Below are 21,872 nucleotides of genomic sequence, written 5' to 3' on the forward strand. Positions count from 1 at the left end.
AGACCCCAATGCGCGCACATGCCCTCCTCCGTTTCCTCCTGCTGCTGACGGCACTCACCGCCTCCAACGCCGCCGCGCAGGCAACCATCAACCTGACCGGGCCGGCCACGACGACGTACGTTGCGCCTGCAAACTTCGATCTCCAGGTGAGCTATTCGGTGTCCTCCGGGCCCAAGGCGGAGTTCATCGAGAACACCGTGATCACCCAGAACGGGGTGACCATCAGTGTCATCCCGCAGGGGACCATCCCTGTACGTGGGCTTCCGCCCGGTCGCTATGAGTACATGTACCGCGCGATCGCCACCCGGATTCTGCCCGATGGCGACATGACCCACCGTCCGATGTCCAGCGGCCCCGTCGTCATCACAGTCAACAATCCACCGGAGCCGATCGATGCCGCCGCGCCGGGCACGATTTCTTCGGTCGGACCTCCGGTAACCGGGCGGCCCATGACAATGTCCATCCAGATGATCAACACCGGCGAAACAACCTGGCGCGCCGGAAGCTACTTCCTCGATTTCGTGAACGGAGGTGACAGCTACGTCTGGGACTTCACCCCGCAGGGCATTTCCCACGACGTGGCCCCCGGCCAGTCGTATACCTTCCAGTTCAACATCACCGCAAAGATTTTCAATACGCACGGATTCAACTACTACTTCCAGTTCCAGATGCGCCGGAACACGGTCGCCTTCGGCCTGCCAACGCAGGTGTTCTCCGTATACATCATCAATCCGATCAACGCCTCACAGTTTGATTCGCAGGAGGTACCCACAACGATGGAGGTGGGCAAGTCCTATCCCGTCACCATCCGGATGCGGAACACCGGCGACTATGTGTGGAGCGCCAGCCAGGCGTATTCGCTCGGCGCGCAGAACCCGCATGACAACACCCTGTGGGGTACCCACCGGATACAGACGGCAGACGTGCCCTTGGGCGCGATCGGAGAGTTCAAGGCGACCGTGGTCGCACCGGCGCAGCCGGGCGTCTACAACTTCCAGTGGCGCATGGTGCGCGATGGCGTGGAATGGTTCGGCGTGCTCACGCCAAACGTCGCCATCACGGTGAGCGAACCGCCCCCGCCTCCGCCTCCGCCGCTGCGGGGAACCACCTACACCTACGATGCGCTGGGCAGGTTGACCGGTACCTCTGCGGACAGTGAACAGGGCCCGCTGGTCACCGCCCAGATCTATCTGGCGGGAAACCGGGTCCAGCGTTCCGATGCACGCAACAACGTGACAACGACGACCTACCAGGCCTATTCGGATCCGGCGACAGATCGGGAAACGCTGATCGAAGAGCCCGAGTCCCGCATTACCCGGATTGATCGCACCCCCTACGGCGTCATTACCCGCATCGCGCGGGATTCAGGAAACGGCGCTCCGCTTCAGCGCCATTACGTGTACGACGCCCACTATCGCCTCTGCAAAAGCATTGAACCCGAGACCGGGGCGACCGCTGTCGGCCTGGATGCAGCCGGGCGCATCCTGTGGACCGCCAGCGGGCTGGCGCTTCCTTCAGCAAGCAGCTGTGATCAACAGGCTGCCGCAGGCTCCCCGCGCGCGATCACCCGCTCTTATGATGCGAACGGTCGGCTGTCGGCGATCGTGTCGCCGGATGGACTGGGCAACCAGAACATCGCGTACACCCCTGACGGGCTGATCAACACTATTTCCTCCAGCAACGGCGGGGGTATCTCGGCGGTATCGACCTTTACCTACAACAGCCGCCGGTCGCTGGCATCGGAGACGTCGAGCATCAGCAACGAGTCGGATTGGACCATGTCGTATACCTACGATGCCAATGGCTCCCTGGCCGGTTATACCCTTCCGTCCGGTCTCCACATCGACCACCATCCCGATGCGCTCGGCAGGTCGCGGGCCATTACCGACAGCGCCGGACGGACACTTGTCTCGGGGGTCAAGCGTGGTGCGACCGGAACCGTCGCAGAGTTCATCTACGGAAACGGCATTCGCCATCAGCGAACCTTGAATGAGCGATTGTTGCCCAGCCAGGTGAGCGACGCCGGCGTCATGCGGCTCGCCTATGCGTACGACAAGGGCGGCAATGTCAGCTCCATGATGGATCTGGACGGACAGAGCGGCCTCAATCGCCAGATGAGCTATGACGGTGTGGATCGGATACTGAACGTCGTGTCGCCTGAGGCCGGGGTCAACCAGTCATTCTCCTACGATGACTTCGACAACCTCACGCGCCTGACGACCGCAGGAGCCACGCCGTTCAACTACTACTACGATGCCTCGAATCGTCTGACCAACATCCGGACCGACGAGGGCGCGACCATCATTGGCCTTGCGTACGATGCGCAGGGCAACATGATCAACAAGAACGGGCGGACCTTCACGTTCGATGCGAACAACCGGCTCATCGCGTCGGCCGGTTCGACCACCTATGCCTACGACGCCGCGGGCAGGCGAGTCCAGCGCCGGGCAGCGGATGGCCAGGACACGAACCGGTACTTCTATACCCGTTCCGGAAAGCTTGCCGTCCAGTTCGAGTCGAAGGCGCTTCGCCACACCTCGCATGTCTACCTGGATGGCATTGCGGTTGCCGCGATCGAGACCGCCCAGGACGGCACTGCCTCGATCAAATACGTCCACAACGACATCCTCGGAAGTCCCATTGCCTACAGCTCTGCCCAGGGAACCGTGCTCCAGCGTCTCCAGTACACCACCTTCGGCATGTCGACCGGGGTAAGCGATGGCAAGCCCGGCTTCACCGGTCATGTGGAGGACGCCGATTCAGGCACGGTGTACATGCAACAGCGCTATTACGATCCACAGATCGCACTGTTCCTGTCGCCGGACCCCGTGCCGACCTTCATGAACCCGGTCGCCATGCTCAACAGGTACCGCTACGCCGACAGCAACCCCTACCGCTACCATGATCCGGATGGGCGCTGCACCGGGTCTCACCTGGCCAACAAGGATGGGACCTGCATGAGCACCGGCGAGTTCACCACGATGGCCACCACAGTGAATGGCGGCGGCAACGCGGCGCGGGGCGCAACGCAGACCGGCGGCAGGGCGCGGGTCGGGTGGCCGGTGGGACGCAATGACCCGGAATGGACGCGGGATCCGAAGCTGCGGGAAGAGACCGAGCGCGCCTGGGAGGATTCCAGGCCGAATGCGCCCGAAGTGCGCTCGGGAAGGCCGGGCTCCACCAAACGCGAGAACGGCGGCTGGGTGGTCCTGACCATTGGCGAGCGTCAGCCCTGGCTCTATCGACTGCCTGCCGGCAGCCGTGACAGGATGAGTCAGGAATCCACGATCAAGCCGGACCCGTTCCTCTGCGGCTGTACGGTGCTTGGCTTCTTCCACACGCATCCCAATACGCGCGCGGAGGGGTATGATCCGTTCGGCAACCCGGGCGACGCCACGTTCATGCAGCAGATGGGCGTACCGGGTCTGATCCGAAGCCACGAGGGCTATGAATTCATACCTGTTCGGAGGGGCGAGTGATGTCCAGAGTACCGACGTTCGCGCTGTGCCTTTGTCTTGCTGTCATATCCCCTGCGTGCAACGCCTCGGACAAGGATGCGCTGCAGACACTGCCTGATATGGTGAAGGCCAATGTGCTGGAGGCACAGAAATACCCGGAGTGCGTACGCGTCGTGAACGCGTACGTCCGGCGTACGCGGTCGTGGACACCGGCGGATTATCTGGTGTCCGTCTCACCGCCGTTGGCCGGTGGCCGCGGCTTTGCCGTCCTGCATCAGGACGATCTTGCAGATCCACTGGGCAGGAATGAACGCAAGTCGTTCAGTGTGGAGCTGGACACCACGTGCAGCAAGGTGATCGAGGAGTTCCAGTTCCAGTAGAGGCGGCCGTTTCAACGCTGCCGGGCGGTGCTCACACCGGTACCTGGGGTACCTGTACATCCTGCACCGGCAGCGTCACCACCATCACCGTCGAGTCGTCCGGGTCCAGCCGGGTCTTGAAGCCCAGGCTCTGGCACATCGCCAACATGGTGCTGTTCTCGCGCAGCACCTGGCCTTCGACGACGTTCAGGCCCAGCCACTGGGCGTACTCGATCATGATCGTCATCAGCCGCCAGCCGATGCCGTGGCCCTTGAGATCGGAACGGATCAGGATGCCGTACTCGCCGCGGTCGTAATCGGCATCGGCGTGCAGGCGCACTGCGCCGAGCATATCGCCGCTGCGCGGGTCGATGGCGACCAGGGCAATCGAGCGCGCGTAGTCGAGCTGGGTCAGGCGCGCGATGAACTCATGGCTGAAGTGCTTGACCGACTGGAAGAAGCGCAGGCGCAGGTCGTCGTCGGTGACGCGGGCGAAGAACGCGCGGAACAGCGCGTCGTCTTCGGGACGCACCGGACGCACGAACGCGGGTGCCCCATCGGACAGGGTGATCGTGCGTTCCCACTCCTTGGGATACGGGAACACGGCAAAGCGCGGGTGGCCGCGGCCCTTGTGCAGTTTGCGCGAGGGGGCAATCGCCACGCGTGCGTCCAGCGCGATCACGCCATCGCGGTCGGCAAGCAGCGGATTGATGTCCAGCGTGCGGATCTCGGGGATGTCGGCGGCCAGCTGCGCCAGCTTGACCAGCACCAGTGCCACGGCGCGTTCATCGGCGGCGGGTACGTCGCGGTACGCCTTGAGGATGCGCGACACCCGGGTGCGGCCGATCAGTTCGTGCGACAGGCGCAGATCCAGCGGCGGCAGCGCCAGCGCCTTGTCGTCGATCACCTCGACGGCGGTACCGCCACGGCCGAACACCACCACCGGACCGAAGGTGGGGTCGTCGGCGATGCCGGCGATCAGCTCGCGCGCCTTCGGGCGCACGATGGTGGGCTGTACCAACACGCCGTCGATGCGCGCCTCGGGGCGCAGGCGATGGGCGCGCTCCAGGATCGAGGTGGCGGCAGCATGCACCGACTGCAGGGTGCCCAGGTTCAGGCGCACGCCGTCCACATCGGATTTGTGCGGGATGTCGGCCGAGAACACCTTCACGGCCACGGTGGCGCCCTGCTCCAGCAGCGGTTGGGCCAGGTCCATCGCCTCGTGCGCGTCGCGCGCCTGCATCACCGGTGCGGAGGGGATGCCGTAGGCGGTGAGCAGCTGGTGGGTGGCGATCGGATCGAGCCACTGCTGCCCGGCGGCGAGCGCGGTGTCGACCAGCGCCCGCGCCGCCGCCGTGTCCACCACGAAATCCTCGGGCAGGCTGGGCGGGGTTTCCATCAGCGCGGCCTGCGCGTCGCGGTAGCGCACCAGGTGCTGGAAGCCTCGCACGGCGTCTGCTTCGGTGGGATAGGTGGGCACCCGCGCGGCATTGAGCGTGGCGGTCGCACGGTCGTCGTTGCCCAGCCAGACCGCGAACACGGGCTTGTCGCGGTGGTGGCGGGGGCGCAGCCCCAGGGTACGGGTGAGCGCCTGCGCGGCATCGGCCGAGGAGGTGAAGGCGGTGGGCACGTTGACCACCAGCAGCGCGTCGTTGCCGGTGTCGGACATCAGCGCCTCGATGGCGGCCGCGTAACGCTCGCCATCGGCGTCGACCACGATGTCCACCGGATTGCCGCGCGACCAGCCTTCGGGCAGCACGGCATCGAGCTGGGCGACGGTGGCCGGGGACAGCTCGGCCAGGCTGCCGCGCAGCGCCAGCAACTGGTCCACCGCCAGCCGCCCTACCCCGCCGCCGTTGCTGAGGATGGCCAGCCGACGGCCGGGGAAGGTGCCGAGCCGGCCGAGGGTTTCGGCGGCGGTGAACAGTTCGTCCAACGCGCTCACCCGAAGCAGGCCGGCGCGACTGAAAGCGGCCCCGTACACGGCATCGGTGCTGGCCAGTGCCTGCACATGGGTGTCGGCATCGGGGTCGATGCGGATGTGGCGGCCGGACTTCACCACCACCACCGGTTTGGCACGCGCGGCCGCGCGCGCGGCCGACATGAACTTGCGGGCGTCGCGGATGTGTTCGACGTAGAGCAGGATGGCGCGGGTGCGGTAGTCGGTGGCGAAGTAATCAAGCAGATCGCCGAAGTCGACATCCAGGGTATCGCCGAGCGAGACCACGGCCGAGAAACCGACCGAGCGTGCCACGCCCCACTCCACCAATGCCGCGGCGATGGCACTGGACTCGGAGATCAGCGCCAGATCGCCGGCCTGCGGAAAGTGGGCGGCGATGCTGGCATTGAGGCGCGCATGCGGCGCGATCACGCCCAGGCAGTGCGGCCCGAGGATACGCAGGCCCTTGGCGCGCGCAGCCGCTTCGACCTGCGCGGCGAGCGAGCCGGGGCCCTGGCCGAGGTTGGCGGTAAGAATGATGGCGGCGGCCACGCCGCGTGCGGCGGCCGTGGCCACCACCTGCGGCACGATGCTGGCCGGCGCGGTGATGACGACCAGTTCCGGTACCCAGTCGAGGTCCTTGAGCCGCTTGACGGTGCGGATGCCGTCGATCTCGCCGTAGCGCGGATTGATCCAGGCGACCTTGCCGGGAAACCCGGTGGCGCGCAGGTTGCGCATGACGGCACGGCCGGCGGACCGCTCGCGCGGGCTGCCGCCGATCACGGCGACCGACTGCGGGCGGAACACGGATTGCAGGTGGTAGGTGCTCATGGGGTCGAACTGTCACCGGGACACGTGGCTACACGGTACACGCGTGCCGGCGATGTGGGGATGATCTGGCGCAATGACAGGCGCCGGGCGCGGCCCGGCGCCTGCCTGTCGCTGCGGTTACAGCAGCGTTCCGCTCAGGATCATCGCGGCGATGCTGAAATAGATCACCAGGCCGGTCACATCGACCAGCGTGGCCACAAATGGCGCCGATGCGCTGGCCGGGTCGAAACCGAGCCGCTTGAGGATGAAGGGCAGCATCGAGCCGGACAGCGAGCCGAAGGTGACGATGCCGACCAGCGCCGCACCGATGGTCAGCGCCAGTAGCGCCCAGTGCTCGCCGTAGTCGTGCAGGCCCAGCAGCTGCCAGCTCACAATGCGGATGATGGCCAGCACGCCAAGGATGGCCCCCAGGGTGACACCCGTGGGGATCTCGCGCAGCGCAACCCGCCACCAGTCGCGCAGGCGCAGTTCGCGCAGGGCCAAGCTGCGGATCAGCAGCGAGGTGGCCTGCGAGCCGGAGTTGCCGCCGGAGCTCATGATCAGTGGAATGAACAGGGTCAGCACCACGGCGCGGGCCAGCTCGTCTTCGTAGTGCTGCATCGCGCTGGCGGTGAGCATTTCGCCGAGGAACAGCACGCTGAGCCAGCCGGCACGCTTGCGCAGCATTTCGAAGAAGCCGATCTGCATGTACGGCTTTTCCAGCGCTTCCATGCCGCCGAACTTGTGCGCGTCTTCGGTGGACTCCTCGATCAGCGCGTCCAGAATGTCATCCACGGTGACGATGCCCAGCACGTGGCGCTGCGCATCCACCACGGGGATGGCGAGCAGGTCGTGACGGCGGATCAGCTGTGCCACTTCCTCCTGGTCGAGCATGGCGTCCACGCTCACTGGGGGATTGACCTGCGCCACGTCGAGAATGGGTTCATCGGGGAGGCCGGTGATCAGCCGGCGCATGGTCACCACCTGCACCAGGACGCGGGTCTGCGGGTCCAGCACGTAGATGGCGTAGACGGTCTCGCGGGTGCGCTCGACTTGGCGGATGTGCTGCAGGGTGCGGCCCACGGTCCAGTCCGAGGGCACGCTGACGAACTCGGTGGTCATCAATGCGCCGGCGGTGTGCGCGGGGTAGCTCAGCAGCTGCTGGATCGACTGGCGCGCCTCCGGTGCCAGCAGCGGGATCAGCCGGGCGCGGTCATCGGCGTCCAGCTCATGGACGATGTCAGTCGCGCGGTCGTCGGCCATCAGCCCGAGCAGCGCGGCGGCACGGGCCACCGGCATCGCGGCGACCAGATCGCCGCCGCGGTTGAGCTCGGGCTGTTCAAGCATCTTCACCGCACGCGGCAACGGCAACGCCGCCAGCGTGTCGGCGGCGCGCGACAGCTCCAGAGTGTTGAGGAATTCCACCGCATCGGCGGTGTTGAAGGCATCGAGGGGCGCGCTCAGGGAGGCGGCATCAGCCACCGGGCGCAGCAGGTCTTTCTGGTTCATCGTATTCGCCTGTCGGGGTCGCATTGCGCAACGCCAACGCTGGCGAACCGACCCGTGTCAGGCGGTAGCCATCGCTGGCGTCGAGCAAGGTCGACTTCTACTGTCGCTGGACATGGGTTGGGGACTCCGGATGGGTGTACTGCCGACGGCGCGGACGCGCCAGCAGCGGCGGGCAGTCTGGACCTCCCCGGCGGCGAGGTCAACCCGGCGCCGGCGGGCCGTTGCGGCGGGATTGTCGTTGCCGTCGCGCGCGCGTCGCATAATGGCCGCACGGCCGGCGGCCGCGGGGCTCGATCCACCGGGGCCTCGATCCACCGGGGCAAGTTCCCCTGAACCACGCGGGTCATCAATGTCATGAGCAGGTCCTCCCATGCATAGCGGCGCGCTCGAGCTGGCCCTGGTCCTGCTGCTGGCTGCGGTGATTGCCGTGCCGGTGTTCAAAAAGCTGGGGCTGGGTGCCGTGCTCGGCTACCTCGCCGCCGGTGTCGTGCTCGGCCCGGACGGGCTGGGCTTCGTGCAGGACGCCGACCGCATCCTGGGCGCGGCCGAGATCGGCGTGGTGATGCTGCTGTTCGTGATCGGCCTGGAGCTCTCCCCGGCGCGGCTGAAGGTGATGCGGCGCTCGGTGTTCGGGGCCGGTGCCCTGCAGGTTGCGCTGAGCGCGCTGGTGCTCGGCGGCCTGCTGCTGCTCGACCACTTCCACTGGAAGAGCGCGTTGATCGTGGGGATTGCGCTGGCGCTGTCGTCCACCGCGGTGGGCCTGCAGCTGCTGTCCGAGCACAAAGCGATCAACAGCGACTACGGCCGCCTGGGCTTTGCGATCCTGCTGTTCCAGGACCTCATCGCCATTCCGCTGCTGGCCGCCATTCCGCTGCTCGGCGGCGCGCGCAACGACACCCTGCAGTGGAACGACGTGGCCGTGGCGCTCGGTGCGCTGGCGGTGGTGATCCTGTGCGGGCGTCCGGTGCTGCGCCGGCTGTTCAACATCATCGCGCGCACGCGCAGCCCGGAAGTGTTCACCGCGATGGCGCTGCTGGTCGTGCTGGGCACGGCGTGGTTCATGCAGGAAGCCGGGCTGAGCCCCAGCCTGGGTGCCTTCCTGGCCGGCGTGCTGCTGTCCGACTCGGAGTTCCGGCACGAACTGGAATCGCAGATCGAACCGTTCAAGGGACTGCTGCTGGGCCTGTTCTTCATCGCCGTGGGCATGGGTATCGACCTGGACCGCATCGTCGCCGAACCGGCGATGATCGCTGCCGGCGTGGCCATCCTGCTGGTGGTGAAGTTCGGCCTGCTGCTCATCATCGGCAAGCTTGCCAAGCTGCGTACGCGGCACGCGGTACTGCTGGGCAGTGTGCTGTGGCTGGGCGGCGAGTTCGCCTTCGTGGTGTTCAACGAAGCGCAGCGCGCGCACCTGCTGGGCAGCGCCAACCATGATCGGCTGGTCGCGATCGTGGGCCTGTCGATGGCAATCACGCCGCTGCTGATGATCGTCCTGCTGCGCCTGCTCGGGCGCGACGATGCCCCCAAGGCGAGCGCGCGTCCGGCCGATACTGTGGATACCGAAGGCAGCCAGCCGCAGGTGATGATCGCCGGCATGGGCCGCTTCGGCCAGGTGGTGGCGCGCCTGCTGACCGCGCAGAAGATCCCGTTCGTGGCACTGGAATCCAACCCCGACACGGTCTCGGACCTGCGCCGGTTCGGCAACAAGCTCTACTACGGCGATCCGACCCGGCCGGAGATGCTGCGCGCGGCCGGCGGCGAGTTCATCCGCGTCTACGTGGTGACCCTGGACGATCCGGACGCGAACATGCGCGCCACGCGCCTGATCCGGCGCATGTATCCCAATGCCGTGGTGCTGGTGCGCGCACGCAACCGCCAGCATGCGTGGCGGTTGATGGACATGTCCGCCGAACCGTTCCGCGAGGTGTTCGGCACCAGCCTGGAGCTGAGCGAGCGCATGCTGATTGCACTGGGCATTCCGGCCGATACCGCGCGCAGCCACGTGCAGCGGTTCCGCGAGCACGACGAGAAACTGCTGCGCGACCAGTACCTGGTCTACGACGACGAAGCGGCGGTCATCCAGACCTCGCGCGATGCGCGCGCGGACCTGATGCACCTGTTCGAAGCGGATGCCGGACGCGACCGCACGCCCGACAACGACCGACGCGGGTAAACGCCCGCGTCGGGGTCAGCCGTTGTCGCGCAGGAAGCGGGCCATCGACGACACGCCCGGCACCAGCGGTTCGAACTCGCCGGCCACATCGATGAAGCCACGCATCACCGCGATTTCGCGCGGGCTGCGGTTGAGCGCGTCGCGCACGTCCGGATCGGCACCTGCACGCAGCAACCGCTGCACGAGCAATGGCAGGCCATGCAGCGCGGCCAGGTGCAGCGGGCCAAATCCACGCGGATCGCGCACGTCCAGCGAGACGTCCTCATCGAGCAGGCGCTCGACGGCAGCCAGTACCACCTGCTCGTCGCAGGCGGTACCCGGTTCGGCGCGGGCGCCGAGCAGCAGCAGCAGCGGCGTCACCGAGCCGGCCGCGGCCTGGTCCGGTTCGGCACCGGCCAGCAGCAGCGTATCCAGCAGCGCAAGCAGGCGCGAACGGTCGCGCGCACTGAAGCCGTACAGGGCCGCGCAATGCAGCGGCCCGAGTTGCTGGGCATCACCGGCATGCACGTTGGCACCGGCCGTGAGCAGCCGCGCAACGATATCCGGCAGGCCCAGCGCCGAGGCCAGCATCAGCACGGTCACTCCGCCCGGCAGGCGGTATTCCAGTTCGGCCCCGGCATCGAGCAGCGCCGAGACGATTTCGATCTGACGCATGCTGACCGCCGCCGACAACGGCGTCGCACCGCTCGCGGCTGCGTGCTGCGGATTGGCGCCACGGGCCAGCAGCAGGTCGACCACCGCCAGGTGGCCACCGCCGGACGCGCGCAGCAGCGCGGTGCAGCCCTGCGCGTCAACCGCGTCCACGGCGAAGCCCAGGTCGATCAGGCGGCGAACGGCATCGGCATCGCCGGCCATCGCCGCTGCGGGCAGATCACCATCGCGCAGCGCGCGGCGCGGCAGCGGCCACACGCGCCAGTCCAGCCAGTCGGCCAGATCGCGGCGACCGATGGACAAGGCCACACCGAGCGGCGTCTGGCCGTCGGCGGCCCGCGCTTCCGGCGAGGCGCCCTGCTGCACCAGCAGCTTGATCGACCCTTCGCGGGCCAGCGCGGTCGCCAGGTGCAGGGCGGTCATGCCGTGGCTGTCACGGGCTTCGCGGTCCACGCCCAGTGCCAGCAGCGCCTGCTGCAGCCGCAACCAGCCCAGCCGCACCGCGAGCGACAGCGGCGGATCACCGGCCGGTGACGCGGCGAAGGGATCGGCACCGCGTTCCAGCAGTTCCAGCGCGAGCTGCTCCAGCCCGCGCGACGCATGGTCATGCTGTGCGCAGGCGCTGAGCAGGCGCGCCAGGCCGCCACGACCGGCCGGCGACAGGCCGTGACGCAGCAGCACCTGCAACGCCGGCACGGCATCGATGCCGCGTGCGAGCAGCGCGAACATGGGGGTGTCGCCGCAGGCGTCGAGCACCTCCGGGGCGGCGCCGTGCTGGAGCAGCCAATCCACGGCATGCGGGTCCAGTGCCAGCTCGCCATCGTGCAGCAGGGCGCCCAGTTCGTCGGCACCGCACAGGCGCGCCAGCGCCGGCATGCCCTCGACGTTGCCGAAACCGAGCGCTTCGCGCAGCAGATCCAGCGGGGGGCGGTCCGGCAGTGCGTTCGCGGTGGGATCGGCATCGCCGCCGCTGGTCAGGCCATCGCTGACCGCAGCCGGGAGGGGATAGGACGGATCCAGCAACGACACGATCGCCCAGCGGCCGGCACCCGCAGCGATGTCGACCGCGCGCCGGCCCTGCGGATCGGCCGCGTCGGCCGGAATGCCGAGGTCCAGCAGGCGGCGGACCAGCAGCGGCGACACGGTGTCGGCCATGCAGGCCAGCAGCACCGCATTGCGGCCTTCGCCGTCCACGGCGTTGAGGTCGGGATGGTGCGGCAGCAGGTGTTCGACCACGGCGGCACGGCCGCCACGGGCGGCCTCCAGCCACGGCGTCCGCGCAAGGGCGTCGCGCGCTTCCAGGTTCGCGCCGGCGGCGAGCAGCACATCGATGATGTCCACGTGGCCGGCCAGTGCCGCTTCGTGCAGCGCGCTGCGCCGCTGGCGGTCACGCGCGTCGGCCCGGGCCTTGTGCTTGAGCAGCAGCTGCACACCGGCCGGATCGTCTTCCTCGGTGCCGGCTGCCGCCAGCAGAACGGGGGTGCCGTCGGCCGGTTCGGTCTTGGCACCACGCTCCAGCAGGAAGCGCGCCAGCCGCCAGTTGCCGACTTGGCAGGCCACCGCGAGCGGGGACCAGCCATCCAGATTGAGCGCATCCACCTCGGCGGCCGCGTCGCGCAGCAGCGCGGCCACGCCCGGATCGGAACTGCGTGCAGCGTGGTGAAGGGGGGTATTGCCGTCGCTGTCGGCCGCGCGCGAATCGGCGCCGTTGGCCAGCAGGGTCATCACAGCTTCCGGCCGCCCGTGCCAGCTGTCGCGGGTGGCGGCCAGCAGCGGCGTCATGCCGCGCGGCGAGGCGTTGATGTCCACGCCGCGGGCGATCAGTTCGCGCAGCAGGCGCAGGTCGGGCAGCACCGCCGCCAGCACGGCCAGGCTGCGCTGGTCGCGCCATTGCGGATCGGGCAGGCCGTGGGGGTCCGCGCCGGCCTGCAGCAGTTGCAGGGCGCGATCCACCCGACCGCTGCGCGCGGCCTCATACAGTGCCGGCAGGCGTTCATGTTGTCCGAGCGGTTCCAGCGGACGTGGCGGCTGCGCGCTGTCGGCCAGCAGGTCGGCATCGGTGCGGGCATCCGGCGAGCGCGATACCGCGTCGGACAGGGCGTCGGCGGGCTGCACGGTCTGCAGCAGGAGATGGGCCAGCGGCGACAGCAGCAGCGTGGCCACGGCCAGCGGCCAGCGCAGGCCGTCAGGCACCAGGCCCGGCCAGGCGGGCAGGACGACCAGGGCGCACACCGCCACGACCACAGCCGCCACGCCCAAGCCGCGCCATGCCGTGAGGTCGCGGTTGGCCAAAGTCTGCCAGTGGCGCGCCAGGCTGCCATCGCAGCGTTCGATATCGTTCCACACCGGCCAGGTGCGCCAGACACCGAGCAGGGCGGCACTGACCGCTACGCTCAGCCCCAGCACCGCGCCGAGGCTGCCGCTGTCATGCAGTGCGGCGAGCGGCCAGGCGACCAGCGCGGCGAGCAGCAGCGGACCCGGCAGCCACAGGGCGAGGAGCGCGGGAAGATCGCGGCGCACCAGTATCGGCAGTGCAGGCACGGCGCGCGTGCGGCGCCACCAGGACACGCCGAGGGCGAACGCCGGCTGTGCCAGGGCGGCCGCCAGCGCGCCAGGCACGCCCCCAAGCACCGCCGCCAGCGCCAGCAGGCCGCCGACGGCGATCGCGATGGCAGCGGCGCGGGAGGGCCGAAGGTCAGTCATCGCGGGTCATCGCGGCGCGGTACCCGCACCGGCGCGACCGGCGGGGGCGGCATCTGCAGATGGAAGCCGCGCTCGGCCAGATTCGCGCGCACCTGCGCGGCGTCGGCCAGGGCAAGACGACGGTCGGGAGTAAGGGCAACTTCCAGGACGAACGCGAACGGCGCCAGCGTGGCCTTCAGTGCGTCAGGAACGGCGCTGAAGTCATCGCGGACGGCGAGGTAGACGTAGGTGTCCTGCTTGCGTTGGCTTTTATATACGTAGGCTTGCATGCCCGCGGGGCTTTGCCCTGGGAGTGAGTGGGATGATTGTGGATGAAACCGCGCAAGGGCGAAAGCTGCGGCGATGCGCCGACGGCGGTTTTCCGGCGCGCGGCAGATTCAGGTTCATCAATGTCGCGGACCCGTTCAGTTCCGGATCGCACCCCGTACCATGCCTGGGCCGGGCGGCGGTGCCGTGAAAGGAGCGCACGCTATCATGCCCGTCTTGGCACTGGCAGCTTTGACACTCTGGAATGAGCAGCGCTCTCGACAACGCATCCCCGCCGGCGCACGCGCTCATTCCGCCCGGCCCCGCGCTGTTCGATGCACGCTATGCGCCGGCTGCCGCCCGCGACGATGCTCTGTCCGATCCGCACACCCTGGTCGTGTTCGGCTTCGGTACCTCGCCGATGCCGGCGGACGCCCCCCGCTGGCTGCAGGTACCGCTGGCCGCGCATGGCCCTGCCCGCATCGAGATCTGGCGCAGCGCCGACCCGGTCCAGTACGGCTGCGCCGGGACGATACGCTGGTCGCGCAACGGGACGGTGCAGTTTGGCGTGCTGGAGATCGACGAAGTGGACGGCGATATCGCTGCTGCTGCCGAGCAGGCCTACGCGCGGATGAGCGGCTTTCTGGCGCAGGGGGAGTACCCGCACCTGCTGCGCACGTGGAACTACCTCGACGCCGTAACGGAAGGCGACGGCGATCAGGAGCGCTACCGCCGCTTCTGCGTGGGCCGCGTTCGGGGTCTGCAGACGCTGGACGAAGCCGCTCTGCCCGCCGCCACCTGCATCGGCCGCGTCGACGGCGTGCGCCGGCTGCAGGTGTACTGGCTGTCCGCCCGCGAACCCGGTGTGCCGCTCGAGAATCCCCGCCAGGTCAGTGCGTTCCGCTACCCGCGCCAGTACGGGCCACAGGCGCCGAGCTTCGCGCGGGCCCTGCTGCCGCCGCTGGCGACCGGCCTGCCGCTGCTGCAATCCGGCACGGCGGCGATCATCGGGCATGCCTCGCAGCACACCGGCGCGCTGGCGGAACAGCTGGCTGAGACGCTGACCAACCTGCAAAGCCTGGTGGATGCCGCACGTGGCCAGCGGCCGGCATTGTCGCCGACGCTGGGCAGCGCCTCGCTGCTGAAGGTCTACGTGCGCAATGCCGGCGACCTGGACGCGGTGGCTGCGCAACTGGCCGCCCTGCCGGCAGCGCCTGCGTTCGTGGTGCTCCACGCCGAGGTGTGCCGGGCCGAACTGCTGGTCGAGATCGAAGGCCTGCACCGGTAGCGCCACGCGCGCGGCGCGGCCACCCGGTCAGTGATAGCCAGCGTCTGCGGTCACCTTGCCGCGGAACACCCGGTACGACCACGCGGTGTAGCCCAAGATCACCGGCAGCAGCACCACCAGCCCGACCAGACTGAAGCCCAGCGAGGACGCCGGCGCGGCCGCCTGCCACAAGGTCATGCTAGGCGGCAGCAGGTACGGCCACATGCCCAGCACCAGTCCGATGAAGCCCAGCACGAACAGCCCCAGCGTCAGCAGGAACGGCGGCAGGTCGCGGCGCGGGTGCATCGCGCTGCGCCACAGCGCCACCGCCACGGCCAGCGTGAGCAGCGGCACGGGCGACAGCCACCAGAAGTTGCTATCGCTGAACCAGCGCGCCATCAGTCGCGAATCCAGGAACGGCAGCCACGCACTGACCAGCCCCATGAACACGATCACCGCCACGACCAGCGGCCGGGTCAGCGTGCGCGCGAAGGCCTGCTCGCGGCCCTCGGTCTTGAGGATCAGCCAGGTGCTGCCCAGCAGCGCGTACCCGAACACCACGGCCGCCCCGGTCAGCATCGAGAACGGGCTGAACCAGCCGAACGCGCCGCCGACATAGCGCCCGTCCACCACCTGCAGGCCCTGCACCAGGGCGCCAAGGATCACCCCTTGGGCGAAGGCCGCCAACAACGAGCCCAGCCCGAAGGCCACGCTCCACAGGCGGCGCGAGCGATGCGCCTTGAACCGGAACTCGAACGCCACCCCGCGGAACACCAGCGCCACCACCAGCAGCAGCACCGGCAGGTACAGTGCCGACAGCATCGCCGCGTAGGCCTTGGGGAAGGCGGCCATCAGCCCCGCCCCACCCAGCACCAGCCAGGTCTCGTTGCCGTCCCAGATCGGTGCGGCAGTATTCATCATCACATCGAGCTGTTCCTCGTCCTCGGCCATCGGCGCCAGGATGCCGATGCCCAACACAAAGCCGTCCAGCACCACGTACATCAGCACGCCAAAGCCAATCACCGCGAACCACGCGACCGGCAGCCACGTTGTCATCTCCATGTCAGCGCTCCTCCAGCGGTTCGTCGGCGGCCGACAGCGGCCGTGCCGGGGTATGGCTGCCGGCGTCCAGCGCAGGTGCCGGATCATGCGGCTTGGGCCCGGTGCGGATGATCTTGACCAGATACCAGATGCCCCAGCCGAACACGAAGGCGTAGCCCACCACATAAACCCCCAACGACAGCGCCGTCATCCACAGGCTCTGCGGCCCGACCGCGTCGGCGGTACGCAGCACGCCATACACCACCCAGGGTTGGCGGCCCATCTCGGTCACAAACCATCCCGAGAGCAGCGCGATGAAGCCGCTCGGCAGCATCCAGTTCCAGCCACGGATCAACCAGCGCGACTGCAGCAACCGCCCTCGCCACCACTGGAACGCCGACACCCAGGCCAGCACCAGCATCAACGTGCCCAGCCCGACCATGATCCGGAACGCGAAGAACACCGGCACCACCGGCGGACGCTCGCTGGCCGGCACCGAGGTGAGCGGGTCAAAGGTGCCGTCCATCGAGTGGGTGAGAATCAGGCTGCCCAGGCGCGGAATGGCGATCTCGTAATCGTTGCGCTCCGCCTTTTCATTGGGCAGGGCGAACACCACCAGCGGCACGCCCTTGCCCTCGCCTTCGGCGTGCCAGTGCGCTTCCATCGCCGCGATCTTCATCGGCTGGTGCTTGAGCGTATTCAGGCCATGCATGTCGCCAACGAATATCTGCACCGGCACGGTCAGCGCGGCAAACGCCACCGCTGCCAGCAGCATGGTGCGGCCGGCCTCCACGTGGGTGCCCTTGCGCAAATACCACGCCCCCACCCCGCCAATCACGAAGCAGGTGGTGATGAACGACCCCAGCGCCATGTGTGCCAGGCGGTACGGGAAGGAGGGGTTGAACACCACCTGCCACCAGTCCTGCGGGTGCACGATCCCGTCGATCAGCGCATACCCGGCCGGCGTCTGCAGCCAGCTGTTGGACGACAGGATCCAGAACGTGGAGAACAGCGTGCCCAGCGCCACCATGCAGGTTGAGAAAAAGTGCAGGCGCGGCGACACCCGGCCCCAGCCGAACATCATCACGCCCAGGAAGCTGGCTTCCAGGAAGAAGGCGGTGAGCACCTCATAGGTAAGCAGCGGGCCGATCACGCTGCCGGCCACCTCGCTCAGCCGCGGCCAGTTCGTGCCGAACTGGAAGGCCATCACGATGCCGCTGACCACGCCCATGCCGAAGGACACGGCGAAGATCTTCTGCCAGAAAAAGTACAGCTCGCGCCACACCGGGTTGCGGGTGCGCAGCCAACGCCATTCCACGAACGCCAGCCAACTGGCCGTACCGATGGTGAAGGCCGGGAACAGCACATGGAAACTGATGACGAACCCGAACTGGATCCGCGACAACAACAACGCGTCCACCTGACGCCTCCGCCTGCACTCTGGAATCCGCACCATTCTGGGCCGGTATTCGTTAAAGGCACATGCGACCCGGTGACGCGCTGCTTCACTTTGTCGCAGGTGGAGGCGGGTTCAGGATGGGTGACCCGTTCAGGGTGAGGGGTCGGCAAGCTTGATGACCGATGCCCGTAGCTTCCTGGCAATCTCCGGTCCGTAGTCTTCGGCCACCGTAAGGGCTGGGACCGGCGCTCCGGGCAGGCCCGCGCGGCGAATGATGCGCGGCCACCAGGTGGGCCAGCACAGCAGCAGCGAGATCCAATGGCAGAGGCTGTGCAGCAGCAGCAGCGGGGACAGGAGCAAGGCCAAGGTCAGCACAAGGCCCTTGTCGCCGTTACGCCAAGAGGGGAGCAGGAAGCTCAAGGTGGAGCGCACGGAATCCCAGGGCCAAGGGAACGTGGCACGCAGGCGTTTGGGTCGAGGCACGGCGTCGGGGCCTTCCTCCATGTAGCGACGGATGTATTCACCGAGCGCCTCGGCGCTGCCTTGATCGTCAAGCAGGCCACCGAGCATGCAGATCTCGTCGAACCCGGCGCCGGTGCGATCCCCTGACCACCCCATGATCAGCGTTCCATCGCCGGTGCGGGAGCCTGGATCGCCGCCCGTCATCTCCATGATGGCGTCATCCCATGGGAGAGTGACCGTTCCACCCGCGCAGGCAGGTCTGTTGATGTGTACCTGACGCGTGACGCGGTTGAAGCGAACGATGATCCGTCGCTGTACAAACAGCTCCAATCGCACCCAGCGCCAGCAGAACCTGAAGAAGACGCCGTTCGCCACCGCCCACATCAGAATGAATATGGGTATTCCAACGTAGTGATCCGAAGGAAGCGGCCTTCCAAAGTACCCAATCCCAGAGATCATCTGCTGAACTCCCGGGACGATTACTCCAACTAGAAATTGACCTTGAAGGACGAACATGATGCCGATAAAGACAAAGGTGACGATGCCTCTCTTGTCTTCCTGCCATGCACCCTGAATGTCAATGAAGCGTCTATTCACAGTGAATACTGCGAACTCGTCGCCCGGCTCTCTTTGAATTCGTTGCCCGACGCCTGCACCGCTGCTGAGGGACACAGTCGGCCGCGCGGCCATTTGGCCCTCTTCCTTCGCATCCAACTTTGCCAACCAGAAAATCATTTCCATGAGATACATCTTCGTCAGCTCCCTCCTTTCGCTATTCGCACGAGAGCTACAAGGTCGTCCGCTCGATCTTGGTAACCCTTTGAAGACTTGTCTAGCCTGAAAATGCTTTTTTCGCTCCATTTTTCAAACTCATCCGGACTCATCACGATGATTAGTACGCTGGCGGCTGCAGCGGCCCAGCTCAGCCGAGCTCCCCATGCACGAAGCATCAGCATGACCATTTCCTTGGCGATTAGCGTGGCAGCAAGGCGACTGGAGATATCGAACAAGGTGCGGAAGAACTTGGTTCTCGACCTTTCTAGCAATGCGCGGAGGAAGGGTGCGGATCCAGCAAAGCTAATCGTTGCCCCTACTACTGCTGCCGTCCCAGATATGACTCCTCTTGCGCCATATGCAATTGCGAGGTGAACGCGAGCAGACTTCGCGCTCTGCACAACTGCAGCTCCATCCAGCACTGCCCCAACCACGCCAGCAGTCGCAACCAAGAACCCCCCATAAAGTCCCAGCCGGCCACCCCACACTTCGCTGTACGCAGCGACTTGGGATGCCGGTTTGAAGTTGCCTTTGATCCAAGTGAATCCTTCTTCCAGGATCACCAACACGCCTCCACTCAGGGTCAATCCCGAGGCGATGAGCTCTGCGCCCTGGCGTGCGGTAGGGACGTCGCCGAGCAGGTTGCGCCCTTTGATCATGAGATTGAGAGACTCGAAGAGCGTGGCGAGCATCAGCGCCCGCCCTTGATACACGCCACCCTCACGCCCCTTGGCCATCTCACGCTCAAGGCCTTCTCGGACGTAGCGGCTGAACTGCCCCCGCCAGTAGGACGTGGTGACGGAGTCCACCGAGCGGGCGTGGAACTCCGCAACCGGGTAGTTCCGGGCGTAGTCTCCCATCCGCAGTTGCAGGGCCCGGATCATGAGATTCATCTGGACCTTGTCCGCTGCTGCAGGCAGTGATGTCTTGTAGAGCACGCGTCCCCATTGGGCGTACCAGCTCATCACCGTGCCGAGCAGGCTGCGCTTGAACCACGCGACCTGTCCGGCGTTCTCACAGGCACGCAGGGCAGCGTTCGCCTTGTCGAACATGTCCAGCACCCGGATGACCGCCTCATTCCCCGTCGCCGCGATGCCCCATACGTCCGTCGCCGACGCATCGGTCTGCGCGGCGTCCAGCGCACCGACCAGCTCTTGGGCCAAGGGCAGGTGGTTCAGGGCGTAGACCCGCCACGCCAGGTTCCCTTCTTCGATTCCCTGGGTTGCAGAGTTGACCACTACGATCTCCAGTGACACTGCTCGGGGATGATCAGTACCTGAAATAGCTGTCGCCAAGCGCAGGAGGGTCACCAGGCTTTCTTAGCTTCTTGACGTCTGCCCTGAGATTGACCCATTTGACATCGCTCCAGCCAATCGCCGTGAACACGGCCTCGGCCATCCTTGTGTAGGGCGTGAAGCGCCGTCCCAGACTGTAGCCAATCCCAAGGCATATTCCGATACTCGGGAGCGATATCAGCAACAACATAGGAAGTTCATTTAAGACGTTCTCGCCCGTCGATGCGAGTCCGATGCAAACAAGTGCCAGCGTGAGGACGATCCCCGGGATGCCGATGGCTAGCGAGTACCGCAACACTCTCCACCAATGCGCGTGGCTTCCTGCGCTCACGTGTGGGTAGAGGGCTATTATTCGCTCCGCCTCGTTCATTACCGCAAGTGCGACGAAGCCCCCGCCGGGAACACGATTGCCAATGGCTGTGAGCTGATCACCCTCCTTGAATGGCCATCTCCATAGCAACCCTTCAACCGGCTGACCTGAAAGCTCGAAACTCACCTTGGCCACCGGCTCTTCCATCTCTTCCATTGAGGACGCCGCCATGTGGGCAGCCGCGCCGCTCAATCCCATGGCGGCGGCAATGACGCCCGTAGCGGCCATGCCTTCGCGGTCACCTGTGCGGCCGAGCGTGTTTACAAGTACGCCCTCAACCGTCGCATTGCTGGCCTTTCCATGGATAACTTCCAATGAACCCAGATTTGTCTTATGCATCAGATACACAATCGGCTGCCGAGGATGGCTTGACCAGCTTCATTACCGACGCCCGCAACTTCTGCGCAATCTCCGGTCCGTAGTCTTCGGCCACGGTGAGTGCAGGGAGTGGCGCCCCGGGCAGGCCGGCGCGGCGGATGATGCGTGGCCACCGGGTGGGCCAGCACAACAGCAATGAAATCCAGTGGCAGAGGCTGTGCAGCAGCAGCAGAGGAGACAGAAGCAGCGCGAAGGTCAGCACGAGACCCTTGTCGCCGGTACGCCAGGACGGGAGCAGGAAGCTCAAGGTGGAACGCACAGAATCCCAAGGCCAGGGAAACGTTGCACGCAAGCGTTTGGGCTGCGGCACGGCATCGGGGCCTTCTTCCATGTAGCGGCGGATGTATTCACCGAGGGCTTCGGCGCTGCCTTTATCCTGAAGGAGGCCGCCGAGCATGCACACCTCATCGAACCCGGCACCGGTGCGATCGCCTTGCCATCCCATGACCAGCGTTCCATCTCCTGTACGAGAGCCTGGATCGCCGCCTGTCATCTCCATGACCGTAGCATCCCACGGGAGAGTGATAATCCCACCTGCGTAGGATGGCCTATTGATGTGCACTTGCCGGGTGACACGGTTGAAGCGAGCGATGATGCGCTGTTGCGTGAAAACTTCAAGTCTGATCCAACGGAGACAATACTTGAATAGAGCAAAATTCGCGCCCGCCCACATTAAGACATGCAACAGGATTGCCACATGGTCGTGCCATGCAATCCGTTCTCCAGTCTCGTCAACGCCCAACACCATGACTTCCATGCCAGGCTTGACCACTTCGAAAAGGAGCTGCGCCTGTAGAACGTACATGACCCCTAGAAAAAGACAGGTAACTACCCCCCTTCTATCTTCCTGCCAAGCGCCCTGCACATCCATGAGCCGATCAGATACTGAGAATATCGCGTACTCGTCAGCTGGTTCACGTTGAATTCTGCTCTCCACACCAATGCACGCCTGCTGGATGGGAGAGCTATCGAGTTCTTCCGTAGCCCGAGGGGCGCTTGTTTTTGCTTTCCAGAACAGCATCTCCAACAGATACATAT

General features: G+C 66.3%; 14 protein-coding genes. 4 read left to right on the forward strand and 10 right to left on the reverse strand.

What is annotated here, in order from left to right:
- Window positions 1-8 precede the first annotated feature (8 nt).
- Together OC534_RS16245 and OC534_RS16250 are read left to right on the forward strand one after the other, a co-directional pair.
- Entirely contained in the window at window positions 9-3,479 is a 3,471-nt protein-coding gene (locus tag OC534_RS16245) for an RHS repeat-associated core domain-containing protein (RefSeq protein ID WP_262072177.1), read from the forward strand.
- The gene (locus OC534_RS16250; protein ID WP_136006075.1) at window positions 3,479-3,838 is read left to right on the forward strand and encodes a hypothetical protein; all 360 of its coding nucleotides are present in this window, start codon (window positions 3,479-3,481) and stop codon (window positions 3,836-3,838) included. The genes OC534_RS16245 and OC534_RS16250 overlap by 1 nt, the downstream gene beginning before the upstream one ends.
- Window positions 3,839-3,869: 31 nt before the next feature.
- Here OC534_RS16250 and OC534_RS16255 read toward each other — a convergent pair whose 3' ends face one another.
- Together OC534_RS16255 and mgtE are read right to left on the reverse strand one after the other, a co-directional pair.
- Window positions 3,870-6,587, reverse strand: a complete 2,718-nt coding sequence (locus OC534_RS16255; RefSeq protein ID WP_153165105.1) for a bifunctional acetate--CoA ligase family protein/GNAT family N-acetyltransferase — start codon at window positions 6,585-6,587, stop codon at window positions 3,870-3,872.
- A 117-nt stretch (window positions 6,588-6,704) separates the two neighbouring features.
- Window positions 6,705-8,075, reverse strand: a complete 1,371-nt coding sequence (mgtE, locus tag OC534_RS16260) for a magnesium transporter (protein ID WP_017354769.1) — start codon at window positions 8,073-8,075, stop codon at window positions 6,705-6,707.
- A 370-nt stretch (window positions 8,076-8,445) separates the two neighbouring features.
- Between mgtE and OC534_RS16265 the strand changes: the two genes are divergently transcribed.
- Window positions 8,446-10,248 carry a monovalent cation:proton antiporter-2 (CPA2) family protein gene (locus OC534_RS16265; RefSeq protein ID WP_262072179.1) on the forward strand — a complete coding sequence of 601 codons (1,803 nt, stop codon included), beginning with the start codon at window positions 8,446-8,448 and terminating at the stop codon, window positions 10,246-10,248.
- Between the two features lie 15 nt (window positions 10,249-10,263).
- Here OC534_RS16265 and OC534_RS16270 read toward each other — a convergent pair whose 3' ends face one another.
- Window positions 10,264-13,602, reverse strand: coding sequence for an ankyrin repeat domain-containing protein (locus OC534_RS16270; protein WP_136006083.1), 3,339 nt, complete (start codon window positions 13,600-13,602; stop codon window positions 10,264-10,266).
- Complete coding sequence (locus tag OC534_RS16275) at window positions 13,599-13,871, reverse strand: YcgL domain-containing protein (protein ID WP_136006085.1); 273 nt, start codon at window positions 13,869-13,871, stop codon at window positions 13,599-13,601. Before OC534_RS16275 ends, OC534_RS16270 begins: the two co-directional genes overlap by 4 nt.
- A gap of 242 nt (window positions 13,872-14,113) precedes the next feature.
- Between OC534_RS16275 and OC534_RS16280 the strand changes: the two genes are divergently transcribed.
- A complete protein-coding gene (locus OC534_RS16280; protein WP_262072180.1) occupies window positions 14,114-15,136 on the forward strand; it encodes a pteridine-dependent deoxygenase in 1,023 nt (340 codons plus the stop codon).
- Between the two features lie 27 nt (window positions 15,137-15,163).
- Here the strand turns inward: OC534_RS16280 and cydB are convergent, their stop codons facing one another.
- The 6 genes from cydB to OC534_RS16310 all read right to left on the reverse strand — a co-directional run bounded on the left by cydB (window position 15,164) and on the right by OC534_RS16310 (window position 21,870).
- The gene (cydB, locus tag OC534_RS16285; protein ID WP_262072181.1) at window positions 15,164-16,177 is read right to left on the reverse strand and encodes a cytochrome d ubiquinol oxidase subunit II; all 1,014 of its coding nucleotides are present in this window, start codon (window positions 16,175-16,177) and stop codon (window positions 15,164-15,166) included.
- Between the two features lies 1 nt (window position 16,178).
- On the reverse strand, window positions 16,179-17,576 hold the full coding sequence (locus OC534_RS16290) for a cytochrome ubiquinol oxidase subunit I (RefSeq protein ID WP_153165107.1): 1,398 nt from the start codon (window positions 17,574-17,576) through the stop codon (window positions 16,179-16,181).
- 129 nt (window positions 17,577-17,705) lie between these two features.
- Entirely contained in the window at window positions 17,706-18,758 is a 1,053-nt protein-coding gene (locus OC534_RS16295) for a hypothetical protein (RefSeq protein ID WP_262072182.1), read from the reverse strand.
- Between the two features lie 14 nt (window positions 18,759-18,772).
- The gene (locus tag OC534_RS16300) at window positions 18,773-20,101 is read right to left on the reverse strand and encodes a hypothetical protein (RefSeq protein WP_262072183.1); all 1,329 of its coding nucleotides are present in this window, start codon (window positions 20,099-20,101) and stop codon (window positions 18,773-18,775) included.
- Entirely contained in the window at window positions 20,061-20,795 is a 735-nt protein-coding gene (locus tag OC534_RS16305) for a putative type VI secretion system effector (RefSeq protein ID WP_262072184.1), read from the reverse strand. Before OC534_RS16305 ends, OC534_RS16300 begins: the two co-directional genes overlap by 41 nt.
- A complete protein-coding gene (locus OC534_RS16310) occupies window positions 20,788-21,870 on the reverse strand; it encodes a hypothetical protein (protein WP_262072185.1) in 1,083 nt (360 codons plus the stop codon). The genes OC534_RS16305 and OC534_RS16310 overlap by 8 nt, the downstream gene beginning before the upstream one ends.
- Window positions 21,871-21,872 lie beyond the last annotated feature (2 nt).

This window comes from Stenotrophomonas sp. Marseille-Q5258 (genome assembly GCF_946900935.1).
Taxonomy (GTDB): Bacteria; Pseudomonadota; Gammaproteobacteria; order Xanthomonadales; family Xanthomonadaceae; genus Stenotrophomonas; species Stenotrophomonas nematodicola.